Origin of the sequence: Clostridium sartagoforme (genome assembly GCF_004794105.1) — a bacterium.
Lineage (GTDB): Bacteria > Bacillota > Clostridia > Clostridiales > Clostridiaceae > Clostridium > Clostridium sartagoforme_B.
Genome location: NZ_SRYR01000001.1, coordinates 636,062 through 648,742 on the forward strand (window position 1 = coordinate 636,062; position 12,681 = coordinate 648,742).

Annotated in this window: 11 protein-coding genes; 10 read left to right on the plus strand and 1 reads right to left on the minus strand. The window is 30.0% G+C overall.

All coding sequences use genetic code 11. The annotated features are described in order from the left end of the window. Window positions 1-211: 211 nt before the first annotated feature. Window positions 212-394, minus strand: a complete 183-nt coding sequence (locus E5347_RS02755; protein WP_136004397.1) for an alpha/beta-type small acid-soluble spore protein — start codon at window positions 392-394, stop codon at window positions 212-214. Window positions 395-604: 210 nt separating this feature from the next. Between E5347_RS02755 and E5347_RS02760 the strand changes: the two genes are divergently transcribed. From E5347_RS02760 to E5347_RS02805, 10 genes are all read left to right on the plus strand, one after another. Beyond that, on the plus strand, window positions 605-1,690 hold the full coding sequence (locus E5347_RS02760) for an undecaprenyldiphospho-muramoylpentapeptide beta-N-acetylglucosaminyltransferase (protein ID WP_136004399.1): 1,086 nt from the start codon (window positions 605-607) through the stop codon (window positions 1,688-1,690). A 163-nt stretch (window positions 1,691-1,853) separates the two neighbouring features. Continuing rightward, the gene (locus E5347_RS02765; RefSeq protein WP_136004401.1) at window positions 1,854-2,279 is read left to right on the plus strand and encodes a flavodoxin; all 426 of its coding nucleotides are present in this window, start codon (window positions 1,854-1,856) and stop codon (window positions 2,277-2,279) included. A gap of 174 nt (window positions 2,280-2,453) precedes the next feature. Continuing rightward, window positions 2,454-5,966 carry a pyruvate:ferredoxin (flavodoxin) oxidoreductase gene (nifJ, locus tag E5347_RS02770; protein ID WP_136004404.1) on the plus strand — a complete coding sequence of 1,171 codons (3,513 nt, stop codon included), beginning with the start codon at window positions 2,454-2,456 and terminating at the stop codon, window positions 5,964-5,966. 258 nt (window positions 5,967-6,224) lie between these two features. Then, entirely contained in the window at window positions 6,225-6,560 is a 336-nt protein-coding gene (locus tag E5347_RS02775) for a DUF1292 domain-containing protein (RefSeq protein ID WP_136004406.1), read from the plus strand. Window positions 6,561-6,655: 95 nt separating this feature from the next. Continuing rightward, a complete protein-coding gene (locus tag E5347_RS02780; protein ID WP_136004408.1) occupies window positions 6,656-7,477 on the plus strand; it encodes a PHP domain-containing protein in 822 nt (273 codons plus the stop codon). Between the two features lie 14 nt (window positions 7,478-7,491). Beyond that, window positions 7,492-8,685 carry a pyridoxal phosphate-dependent aminotransferase gene (locus tag E5347_RS02785; protein ID WP_136004410.1) on the plus strand — a complete coding sequence of 398 codons (1,194 nt, stop codon included), beginning with the start codon at window positions 7,492-7,494 and terminating at the stop codon, window positions 8,683-8,685. A 200-nt stretch (window positions 8,686-8,885) separates the two neighbouring features. Continuing rightward, window positions 8,886-9,524 carry an HAD-IB family hydrolase gene (locus tag E5347_RS02790; RefSeq protein WP_136004412.1) on the plus strand — a complete coding sequence of 213 codons (639 nt, stop codon included), beginning with the start codon at window positions 8,886-8,888 and terminating at the stop codon, window positions 9,522-9,524. A 14-nt stretch (window positions 9,525-9,538) separates the two neighbouring features. After that, complete coding sequence (locus E5347_RS02795; protein WP_136004414.1) at window positions 9,539-10,354, plus strand: aminotransferase class IV; 816 nt, start codon at window positions 9,539-9,541, stop codon at window positions 10,352-10,354. A 94-nt stretch (window positions 10,355-10,448) separates the two neighbouring features. Further along, window positions 10,449-12,218 carry a DUF342 domain-containing protein gene (locus E5347_RS02800; protein ID WP_136004416.1) on the plus strand — a complete coding sequence of 590 codons (1,770 nt, stop codon included), beginning with the start codon at window positions 10,449-10,451 and terminating at the stop codon, window positions 12,216-12,218. 13 nt (window positions 12,219-12,231) lie between these two features. Beyond that, entirely contained in the window at window positions 12,232-12,678 is a 447-nt protein-coding gene (locus E5347_RS02805) for a chemotaxis protein CheW (RefSeq protein ID WP_136004418.1), read from the plus strand. Window positions 12,679-12,681: the final 3 nt, after the last annotated feature.

The window sequence follows — 12,681 nt, forward strand, 5'->3', positions numbered from 1 at the left end:
AAAATTATAAAGGAGCCTTCACACAAAAGTAATAATCAGAAATTTTAAAATTAAAAATTTATAATGAATGAAGCAATTTGCAAAAAATTACTTAGAAAATATTTTTCAAAACTCATTTAAGAGTTTTTTCATTAATTTTTAATTCTTCATTTTTCATTATTATTTGTGTTAGGGCTCCTCTTTTTTAGTTAAATTGAATAACAATTAAAAACTACTTTATAGAGTTTTCATATTGTTCTACCATTCTCTTAACCATTTCTCCACCAACGCTTCCGCATTGTTTTGAAGAAAGGTCTCCATTATAGTCTGAGAAAGGTACTCCAATTTCATTAGCTACTTCATTTTTGAATTTAGCTAATCCATTTTTTGCTTCTGGTACTAACTTTGTTGCCATTATTGTCACCTCCTTTTATCTTTGTAGAAATAGCTTGTGTATTTTTTAAGAAAATATTATATGTAAGTTAAGGAAAATGGACATAATAGTGGAAGGTAAGAATAAATTAAAATTAGAAAATAACATTTAAAAAGAAAAAGATAATATGTTATAGTGAAATAGTGTTTAAGTTGTAATTTAAAATTGATGGTTTTATTAAGGAGTGGTTTTATGAATAAATACAAAATTATTATGACTGGAGGGGGAACTGCTGGTCATGTAACTCCAAATTTGGCTTTAGTTCCTAAATTAAAGGAAAAGGGATTTGAAATTAAATATATTGGAAGTAAAGATGGTATAGAAAAAGAGATAATAAATGATGCGAAAATTCCTTACTTTGAAATATCATCAGGAAAACTTAGAAGATATTTTGATATGAAAAACTTTACTGATCCTTTTAAGGTTATGAAGGGTGTAATAGAGGCTAATAAAATACTAAAAAGGGAAAAACCAAATGTGATTTTTTCAAAGGGTGGATTTGTTGCTGTACCAGTTGTAATAGCGGCTTCAATGAGGAAAATTCCTGTTGTATCACATGAGTCAGATTTAACACCGGGACTTGCAAATAAAATATCCTCTCCTTTTTGTGATAAGCTTTGTGTGACTTTTAGAGAAAGTTTAAAATATGTAAAAGATAATAAAGGTGTTCTAACTGGAACTCCAATAAGAGAAGAAATATTAAGAGGCAATTCTCTTAAAGGAAAAGAACTATGTGGATTTAAGGATAATAAAGAAATACTATTAGTAATAGGTGGGAGTCTAGGAGCAAAGAGTATTAACGATGCAGTTAGAAAAAATTTAAAGGAACTTTTAAAAAACTTTAACATAATTCATATTTGCGGTAAGGGCAATTTATATGAAGGTTTATTAAATATTAATGGGTATAAGCAATTTGATTATGTAAAAGAAGAGCTTCCTAATCTTTTAAAGGCTTCTGATTTAATTATATCGAGAGCAGGAGCAAATGTGATTTTTGAACTTCTTGCTTTAAAGAAACCAACCTTACTTATTCCATTATCAAAGAAAATAAGTAGGGGAGACCAAATATTAAACGCTAATTCTTTTGAAAAAGAAGGCTTCTCACTAGTTTTAGATGAAGATGAAATGATGGAAGATAACAAAAAATTAATTAACAAATTAGATGAATTAAGAGAGAAGAAAGCAGTACTAGTGCAAAATATGAATAATAGCGGCATTAGTAACGGTGTTGATGCAATTTTAGGAGTAATAACAAAAAGCATTGAGTTAAACAAATAAAATGGGACCTTATTTAATTAAGAGGACAATATTGTTCTGATATAGGACCTTAAAAACTTGCAAAAAAAAAATAGTGTTATATAATAAAATAGTAAGTGTAAAAATAGGTAATATATATCCGAAATATTTGACTATTTTGGTCGAAGGATGAGGTGGGGTATTTATGAAAAAAGTTTCTATTATCTATTGGAGTAATGGAGGAAATGTAGAAGTTTTAGCAAATTCAATTTTAGAAGGTGCAAAAGCACAGGGGGCAGAAGTTAATATTAAATATGTTCGCGATGCTAAAATTGAAGATGTTACAGAAGCTGATGCTATTGCTTTCGGAAGTCCATCAATGGATAACAATAGGATTGAACAACTAGAAATGGAACCCTTTATAAGCCAATTCAAATTGTTACCTAACAAACAAAAGAAGATAGTATTATTTGGATCATATGGATGGGATGATGGGAAATTCATGGTTGACTGGGTTCAACGTATGAAGGACTACGACTTTGATGTTGTAGATTACATCGCAGTTAAAGAATCACCAAGTGAAGATGAAATATTAAAGTCTAAACAAATGGGTGGAGTTTTAGCTAAATAAATTCTTTGAGTACAGTAATGCTAAGGGGAAGGATTTTAAGGTACTTATTATAGGGGGTAAGTATTTTAAAAAAGTAAAAATAAACTTTTAACAATTTATTTAATCGAAATACAGAAATTTCTGTATTAAGCCTATTATAAAATTTTTATATATAAGGAAGAGAGGTCAAACACGATGAGAAAAATGAAAACTATGGATGGAAATACGGCTGCTGCTCACATTTCATATGCATTCACTGATGTAGCTGCAATATTCCCAATCACACCATCTTCACCAATGGCTGAACACGTTGATGAATGGTCAGCTCAAGGAAAAAAGAACATATTTGGTCAACCTGTTAAGGTTATGGAAATGCAATCAGAAGCTGGAGCAGCTGGTGCAGTTCACGGATCATTACAAGCTGGTGCATTAACAACAACATATACAGCTTCTCAAGGTTTATTATTAATGATACCAAACATGTATAAAATTGCAGGTGAATTATTACCTACAGTATTCCATGTATCAGCAAGAGCTCTTGCTACATCATCATTAAGTATATTTGGTGACCATCAAGACGTTATGGCTGCAAGACAAACTGGTTTTGCTATGCTTGCTGAAGGTTCAGTTCAAGAAGTTATGGATTTAGCTGCAGTAGCTCACTTAGCTTCTATTAAGACTAGAATACCATTTATGAACTTCTTTGATGGATTCAGAACATCACACGAAATCCAAAAGATAGAAGTTTTAGAATATGATGAATTAGCTAAATTAGTAGATTATGAAGCTTTAGATGAGTTCAAGAAGAGAGCATTAAACCCTAATAACCCTGTTACTAGAGGTACAGCTCAAAACCCAGATATCTACTTCCAAACAAGAGAATCAGTAAACAGATTCTATGAAGATGTTCCAGAAGTAGTTGAAAGCTACATGGCTGAAATTACTAAACTTACTGGAAGAGAATATCACTGCTTCGATTACTATGGAGCACCAGATGCTGATAGAGTTATCGTAACAATGGGTTCATCAACAGATGTTACTGAAGAAACTATTGATTACTTAACTTCTAAGGGTGAAAAAGTTGGTATGGTTAAAGTTAGACTTTACAGACCATTCTCTAAGGAAAGATTATTAAAGGTTATACCAGCTACAGTTAAAGCTATAGCTGTTTTAGATAGAACTAAGGAACCAGGTTCAATCGGAGAACCATTATACTTAGATATTAAGAGTGCATTCTATGGAAGAGAAAATGCTCCTATAATAGTTGGAGGAAGATATGGATTAGGTTCTAAGGATCCAAACCCAGCTGATATTGCAGCAGTTTATGCAAACTTAGCTAAGGAAGAGCCAAAAGATGGATTCACTATTTCAATAGTTGATGACGTTACAAACACTTCATTAGAAACAGTTGCAGATATCGATGCTACTCCAGAAGGAACTAAGGCTTGTAAGTTCTGGGGACTTGGATCAGATGGTACTGTTGGTGCTAATAAGAGCGCTATCAAGATCATTGGAGACCATACAGACATGTATGCTCAAGGATACTTCGCATACGACTCAAAGAAATCTGGTGGTATAACAGTTTCTCACTTAAGATTTGGTAAGAAACCAATTAAGTCACCATATTTAGTTGATAAAGCAGATTTCATTGCTTGTCACAACCAAGCATATGTTTATAAATATGATGTATTAGAAGGATTAAAGAAGAATGGTAAATTCTTATTAAATACTATCTGGACTCCAGAAGAAGTTAATGAAAAATTACCAGCTGAAATGAAGAAATATATAGCAGAAAACAACATTGAATTCTACACTTTAAATGCTGTTAAGATAGCTCAAGAAATCGGTCTTGGCGGAAGAATCAACATGATAATGCAAGCTGCATTCTTCAAGATTGCTAACATTATCCCAGTTGAAGATGCTGTTAAGTACTTAAAAGATGCTGTTGTTAAGTCATACGGTAAAAAAGGTGAAAAAGTTGTTAACATGAACCATGCTGCTATAGATAAGGGTGTTGAATCTATTGTTAAGATAGAAGTACCTGCAGATTGGAAGGATGCTAAGACAGAAGCTAAGACAGATAGAAGCGATGTTCCAGCATTCATCAAGAATATAGTAGAACCAATAAATGCTCAAAAAGGATTTGACCTTCCAGTTTCAGCATTTAACGGTATGGAAGATGGTACATTTATGGCTGGTACAGCTGCTTACGAAAAGAGAGGTATTGCTATAAACGTTCCAGAATGGCAACAAGATAAGTGTATCCAATGTAACCAATGTGCTTACGTTTGTCCACACGCAGTAATAAGACCATTCTTATTAAATGAAAATGAAAAAGACAATGCACCAGATGCATTAAAGTTAGTACCTGCAAAGGCATTAAAAACAGAAGAACCAACATTCTACTCAATCAGTGTAACTCCATTAGATTGTACTGGATGTGGAAACTGTGCTCAAGTATGTCCAGCACCAGGTAAGGCTTTAGTTATGAAACCAATAGAAACTCAAGAAGAACAAATTGAAGCTTGGGATTATGCAATTAAAGAAGTTGCACCTAAGAAGAACCCAATGAACAAGAATACACTTAAGGGTAGCCAATTTGAACAACCATTATTTGAGTTCTCAGGAGCTTGTGCTGGTTGTGGAGAAACTCCATATGCTAAGCTTGTAACTCAATTATTTGGAGATAGAATGATGATAGCTAACGCTACTGGATGTTCATCAATCTGGGGTGGTTCAGTTCCATCAACTCCATATACAGTTAACCATGAAGGACATGGTCCAGCTTGGGCTAACTCATTATTCGAAGATAACGCTGAATTCGGACTTGGTATGTTCTTAGGAGTTAAGGCTATCAGAGAAAGAATTGCTGACAACATGAAGAAGGGCTTAGAAGTTGAAACTTCAGAAGATGTTAAAGCAGTACTTCAAGACTGGTTAGATCATATGAACAGTGGAGAAGGTACTAGAGATAGAGCTAATAGAGTAATGGCAGTACTTGCAAATGTAGATGCTGATTATGCAAGAGAAATCTTAAAGGATAAAGAATTCCTAGTTAAGAGATCTCAATGGATCTTCGGAGGAGACGGATGGGCTTATGACATCGGATACGGTGGATTAGATCACGTTCTTGCTTCAGGAGAAGACGTAAATGTTCTTGTATTTGATACAGAAATCTACTCAAACACTGGTGGTCAATCATCTAAGTCAACTCCAACTGCTGCAATAGCTAAGTTTGCTGCATCAGGTAAGAGAACTAAGAAGAAAGACCTTGGAATGATGGCTATGACTTACGGTTACGTATATGTAGCACAAATTTCTATGGGTGCTGATAAGAACCAAACTCTTAAAGCAATAGCTGAAGCTGAAGCTTACAATGGACCATCATTAATCATAGCTTATGCTCCATGTATAAGCCATGGTATTAAGAGTGGTATGGCTAACAGCCAAGAAGAAGCTAAGCAAGCTGTTCTATGCGGATACTGGGGATTATACAGATACAATCCTACTTTAATTGGAACTAAGAACCCATTCTCATTAGATTCTAAGGAGCCAAAAGCAAGCTTCAGAGATTTCTTAATGGGTGAAGTAAGATATGCATCACTTGCTAAGGCATTCCCAGAACAAGCAGAAGCATTATTCGAAAAGACAGAAAAAGATGCTATGGATAGATTAGCAGGATATAAGAGATTAGCTGAACAAGAATAATAATAAAGGGCTGCCTTAAAGGCAGCCTTTGTTAGTTAGCAATAAATAATTGATAATTAACAATTAAGGATGTAATTTCTTTGAAATTACTGAAAAATGAAGTGTTTTTAATTTTATTTTTATGAATTATTGATTTTTTTAATTTATTTTTCGCTATAAATATTAATAATTAAAAAAAATAAATCTTTTGCTTTTAATTTATCTAAAATAAGGTTAAAATTAATGGGAGACATAATCTCATAAAGGAGGATTATATTTATGGATAATGAAAAGAAATGCGGATGCAATGAAGAAGAAAAAGCTTGTGGATGTGGTCACGAACATCACGATCACGAACATCATGATGGATGTGGATGTGGTGAAGATCATCACGAACACTATGTAGTAGACTTAGAAGATGACAATGGAAATGTAATCTCTTGTCCAATAATAGATGCTTTTGAGTTTGAAGATAATGAATATATCTTAGCTCAAGATCCAAATGAAGATTCAGTTTACTTATTTAAAACTTTAGAAGATGGTGAATTAGTAATTCCTGAAGAAGAGGAATTTGATAGAGTATCAAAATTCTATAGTGAAGAATTAGAAGACTAGTATAAAAAAGTGCCAAATTCGGCACTTTTTTTATTTGTAAATTTATATTAATAATGATATATTCATAATATAAACTTAAGAAATAAGGTGTTAATATGAAATATGCAGATTTACATATTCATTCTAATTATTCAGATGGCAGTATGACACCAGAAGATATTATTGAGACGGCTCTTGAGATAGGAGTGAAGAACATTTCTATAACAGATCATGATTCAATTTCATCACAATATATAGTGGATAAAGAATATTGTGGTATAAATATAATACCTGGTATAGAGTTAAGTACTGAGTATGATGATATAGAGCTTCATATACTAGGATATTTTTTTGATGTAGATAATTCAGAGCTAAGGCAAACGGTAGAAAGATTAAATAAAGCTAGGATAGATAGAGTTGAAAGAATATTATTTAATTTACGGAAAGATAATATTAATTTAAGCCTTGATGATTTAAAAGATGATTTTAAATCTACAGTGGGCAGAAGTCATGTTGCAAAGGCTATGGTTAGAAAAGGATATTTTAAGAATTACAAAAGTGCATTTACAAGTTATTTAGTAAAAGGAAAGCCAGCCTATGTGAAAGGTGAAAAATTAACTTATAAGGAAGCAATCCAAGTAATAAATAATGCAGGTGGTATCTCTATACTTGCACATCCGGGGCAAATATATAAAACTTTAGCAGTAGAAAAAATAGTGAAAGATTTAAAGTTTTATGGATTAAAAGGTGTGGAAGTATATCATCCAAGTCACTCTACTCAGCAAACAAACAGTTTTCATAATCTATGTAAAAAACATAGGCTTATTATAACTGGAGGCAGTGACTTTCATGATAAAGAAGCATCAAAAGATAATTTAATAGGCAGTTATGGAATAAATGAAGATTTATTTAATAAATTAATTAATTCAATAAAATAAATGGGGGAATAATAATGGATTTATCTAGTAAAGCAAAGCAAATCAATCCATCAATTACTTTAGAAATTACAGCAAAAGCAAAAGCATTAAAAGAAGATGGTATAAATGTAGTAAGTTTTGGGGCAGGAGAACCTGATTTTAATACTCCAGATAATATTATTAAAGCTGCTATAAAGGCTATGAATGAAGGTAAGACTAAATATACTCCAGCTAGTGGAATTTTAGATCTTAGAAAAGCTATATGTAAAAAGTTTAAAAATGATAATAATTTAGAATATAAGCCTAGTCAAATAGTTGTTTCTACTGGTGCTAAACAAAGTCTAGCAAATGCTTTTATGGCTATATTAAATAAAGGTGATGAAGTAATAATACCAGTACCATATTGGGTAAGTTATCCTGAACTAGTTAAGCTTGCAGATGGTGTTCCAGTCCTTGTGAATACTAAAAAAGAAAATGATTATAAATATTCAATAGAGGAACTAAGAAAAGTAGTTAATAGTAAAACAAAAGCTATTTTAATTAATAGTCCTAATAATCCAACAGGAAGTATTTATTCTAAAGAAGATTTATTAGAAATTGCAAGCTTTGCAAAAGAAAATGACTTAATAATAATTTCAGATGAAATATATGAAAAGTTAATTTATGATAATGAAAAGCATATTAGCATAGCATCCCTATCTCAAGATGCTTATGAGAGAACAATAGTAATTAATGGATTATCTAAATCTTATGCAATGACTGGTTGGAGAGTTGGTTATTCTGCATGTAGTGAAGAAATTGCAAAGTTAATGGGAAGTATTCAAAGTCATGTAACTTCAAATATAAATTCAATATCACAATATGCAGCAATAGAAGCATTGGAAGGTCCACAAGATAGTATTAAATCTATGATAGTTGAATTTGAAAAAAGAAGAAATTATATGATAGATAGAATAGAAAAAATTAATGGATTATCACTTATTAAAGCTAAAGGTGCTTTTTATATTATGGTTGATGTATCTAAATTCTATGGAAAATCTATAAATGGAAATATTATAAAAACTTCATTAGATTTTTCTAAAAGTATATTAAAGGAAGAGAACTTAGCAGTAATTCCAGGTATAGCTTTTGGTCTAGATAATTATATTAGATTATCATATGCTACTTCTATGGATGTAATAGAAGAAGGATTAAATAGATTAGAAGCTTATTTAAAAAACTTAGTATAAATTTTAATTAAAACAGAAGTTCAATTTTTAAAGTTGAAATTCTGTTTTAATTTTTTATAAAGATTTAATTTATATAGTATATAGGGACTATCTAAAATATAATATATCTAATCATAATATGTAGTATTACTATAGTAATTTGTTTTAAAATAGCAGATTATAGTATATAATAAATTGTGAAAAAGAGTGGAGGAAGAAAAGTGGAAAAGTTAGCAATATTTGATGTGGATTTTACTTTAACAAAAAAGGAAACTTTAATGGAGTTATATAAATTTGTAGTATTTAAGAATTTTAAAAATATAAGATTTCTTCCAAGAGCTTTATTCAGTGGATTAATGTATTCAATTAAGGTCTACGATGAAAAAAGAGTAAAGGAATCTTTCTTAAAATTTATAGATAAAATTCATGAAGAAGATTTAGACAATCTTGCTAAAGAGTACTATAGCAAGGTGCTTAAAAAAATATTATATAAAGATGCTATAGATATGATTAAGAAACTTAAAGATGAAGGTTGTAAAATTTATTTAATTTCAGCATCACCTGAATTTTATTTAAAAGAGTTATATGATATTAAAGAAGTTGATGTGATAATTGGAACTAAATTTAGAGTGGAAAATGGATTTTTTGCAAGACAAATGGATGGCTTAAATTGTAAAGGTGAAGAGAAGGTAAGAAGACTTAAGGAATATTTAAAGGAAAATAACATAGAAGTAGATTATAAAAATTCCTATATGTTTTCAGATTCTTTATCAGACAAACCCCTTTTAGATTTAGTGGGTAATCCATATCTTATTAATTATAAAAAGAAAAATGATTTTAAAGTATTGAATTGGAAGTAATAGGAGGAATTAAAGTGGAGGCAATTAATAAATATTATTTAGAAGATGGTCATATAGAACCTGTGGAAAATTACACAATAGACACTGATGAAAAAGGCAGAATTATTTATGAAGTTATAAGGGTTATAGATGGTGTGCCATTATTTTTCGAAGATCATATAAAAAGAATGGAAGATAGTTTTAGATTAATGAATAAAACATTTTCTTATAAATTTGAAAAGATAAAAGAATATTTATCTAAGTTAATTAAAGCAAATGAAATTATTAATGGAAATATTAAATTAACCTTCGATATAAAAACAGATACTATGAAGGTTTTTAATATTAAGCATAGTTATCCAAGTGAAGAACTATATAAAACAGGAATTAAAACGATTTTTTATCATGGAGAACGAACTAATCCAAATGCTAAAGTAGTTGATTCCAGCTTTAGATCTAAGGTAATAGAGGAAATAAAAAAATCAAATGCTTTTGAAGCAATTTTAGTTGATAATAATGGCTATATTACTGAGGGAAGTAAATCAAATGTCTTTTTAATAAAAGATAATACTTTATTTACACCACCTATTGAAGCAGTTTTACCAGGGATTACAAGAGGAAAGATCATTTCTGTAGCAAACTCTATTGGTATTAATGTTGATGAATCTAACGTAAGATTTGAAGAACTTAAAGATTTTGATGCAGCATTTATATCAGGAACATCACCTAAGATTTTACCTATATCTTATGTAAATGATATAAAGTTAAATGTAGAAAATGAACTTATGAGAAAGCTAATAAAAGAATTCGATAGAGAAATAGAGTTATATGTAAAAAAGAATAAGGAATAGTTAGCAACTTTTATAATAAATTGAATATTATTCAAAAAGAGATTTAAGTATGATATTATATAGTAAAGGTATAATATTTTAGGAGTGAATGAGAATGGGTGAGGGGAAGATAGACATTGAAAGCAAAGATGGCAGTATCTCTGTTGAAAAAGGTGAAATAATTGTAAAGAATCCTATTAATAAAGGTGAATATGCAATTATAAGCCCAGCTTCAAAGGGAAGTCTGTTTATAAACGGAAAAAAGGTTAATAGCCCTACTACTGTAAAAGAAGAAGATAAAATAGAATTCAAAGAGGAAAATATTTTAGCTAAAAGAGAAATTTCATTTACTTATAATGAGGATAAAACTGAAGGATATATTTCAATAAATTATTTAAAAGGTATAAATTATACTCTTAAGGATTTAAAAGAATCTAAGAACTTAACCTTAGATATAGATGAGAAGGAGGGGGAATATCCTCCTATAGTTACTAAAAGAGAAATTCAGGAAGAGCTTTTAAAAGCTGGAATAACCTTTGGTATAGATGAAGAAGCTTTAGAATTAATAACAAAGAATAGGAAGACTGAAAAAGTTTTAATAGCTAAAGGTATAAAAGTAAAACCTCCAATAGATGATAAAATAAGGCTTTTTTTTGAAAATGAAAAAAAATCTTATGATAGTGAAAGCCAGGAACAAATTGACTATAGAAACTTTAATCCTATTACTAGTGTTAAAGCTAATGAATTAATAGCCGAAATTATAAAAGGAGAAAATGGTGTTGATGGGAAAAATATTTTTTCTAAAACCATTTTTGGAAAGGCTAAGAAAAATATAGCTTTTTCTACAGGGTATGGGGCAAGGTTAAAAGATAACTTAATTTATTCTACCATAGATGGAAAACCTAAATTTGATAAAAACACATTCTTAGTTGAGCCTATTTACATATTGAATAAAGATGTTACCATAGCAACAGGAAATATTAAATTTCCAAGTAATGTAGAGATTAATGGAAAAGTTAATGAAGGAATGAAGGTGATTTCTGGTGGTAGCGTCCTTGTTAAAGGTGGGGCCTTTAGTGCAGAAATAGAGGCAAAATCAAGCAGTAAAATTTTAGGCAATATTGTTGATTCTACAATTAAGGTTGGTGGAACTAATTTAGTTAAAGCTAATAGAATAAAATATTTAAAAATTTTAGAAGAGGATCTTAAGGTTTTAAGTACTAATACTAAATACATCAAAGCAAATAACTTAGTTAAAAAGGGTATTACTGATGGAATTATAATTAAATCTTTAATTGAAACTAAACTAAAAAGTATAAATAAAACTTTGATTAAGATAATATCAGTGTCAATGCAAGATAATTGTTGTAATTCAGAAGTAGTAATATTAATAAAAGAAAAGCTACTAGGACTTGGACCAAGTAGAATAAAAGATGTTAGTGAGTTAGATGATATAGCATATAAAATTAAAGAGGAATTAGAGGAATTAGAAAAAGATGTTATAGTCTTATCTGATTTAACTATAGAATATGCGCAGGAATCAACTATTAATGTCTTAGGGAATATACATATTACTGGTAAGGGGTTATTTACTACTAACTTAGATGCTTCTGAAAGTATAGTATTTGATTACGAAAACTCAGTATGTAGAGGTGGGTATTTAAAGGCTGGTAAGTTAATAAAAGCTTCTACTATTGGTAGTGAGTCTGGTGTTATCACCAGTTTAGAGGTAGAGAAATCAGGAGAAATATATGCAAATATTGCATATCACAATACTACCTTTATAATAGGGAATAAAAAGTATATTTTAGACAAGCCTTCTAAGGATATACATGTTTATATTGAGAAAGATGGTAGCTTGGCAGTAGATAAATTACTTCTATAGGAGGGTGTAAGGAATGAATGAAATTAAAATATTAGTTTTTAAGCTTGGAAATGAATTTTATGCTACTAATATTATGGAAGTGGAAAGAATTCTTGGATTTGAAGAACCAACAAAACTTCCAGATTCCCCTACTTTTTTAGATGGGGTTATAGATTACGAAAGTAGTGTTTTACCTATTATAAATCTTGTTGATAAATTTAGCTTAAAAGATATAAATAGTTTTGAAAAAAAGATTATAGTTGTTAAAAGAGAAAGTGGAAAGTTTGGAATATTAGTAGATAGTGTAAGCGAAGTTATGAGTATTTATGAAGAAGATATAAAGAATCCTAATAGCCTTTCAACATTAATATCTAAAAAATATATACAGGGATTAGTTAAGAAGAATGACAATATAATTATTATGATAAACTTAGACAAAATATTAACTGTCCAAGAGGAAGAGATTGTTTTTCAGGGGTGAAAG

What these genes read in the sequence shown, in the direction of transcription:
- E5347_RS02765 (WP_136004401.1), top strand. Translation starts at nt 1,854, where the DNA reads ATGAAAAAAGTTTCTATTATCTATTGGAGTAATGGAGGAAATGTAGAA.
- E5347_RS02760 (WP_136004399.1), top strand. Translation starts at nt 605, where the DNA reads ATGAATAAATACAAAATTATTATGACTGGAGGGGGAACTGCTGGTCAT.
- E5347_RS02805 (WP_136004418.1), top strand. Translation starts at nt 12,232, where the DNA reads ATGAATGAAATTAAAATATTAGTTTTTAAGCTTGGAAATGAATTTTAT.
- E5347_RS02755 (WP_136004397.1), bottom strand. Translation starts at nt 394, where the DNA reads ATGGCAACAAAGTTAGTACCAGAAGCAAAAAATGGATTAGCTAAATTC.
- E5347_RS02775 (WP_136004406.1), top strand. Translation starts at nt 6,225, where the DNA reads ATGGATAATGAAAAGAAATGCGGATGCAATGAAGAAGAAAAAGCTTGT.
- E5347_RS02800 (WP_136004416.1), top strand. Translation starts at nt 10,449, where the DNA reads ATGGGTGAGGGGAAGATAGACATTGAAAGCAAAGATGGCAGTATCTCT.
- E5347_RS02780 (WP_136004408.1), top strand. Translation starts at nt 6,656, where the DNA reads ATGAAATATGCAGATTTACATATTCATTCTAATTATTCAGATGGCAGT.
- nifJ (WP_136004404.1), top strand. Translation starts at nt 2,454, where the DNA reads ATGAGAAAAATGAAAACTATGGATGGAAATACGGCTGCTGCTCACATT.
- E5347_RS02785 (WP_136004410.1), top strand. Translation starts at nt 7,492, where the DNA reads ATGGATTTATCTAGTAAAGCAAAGCAAATCAATCCATCAATTACTTTA.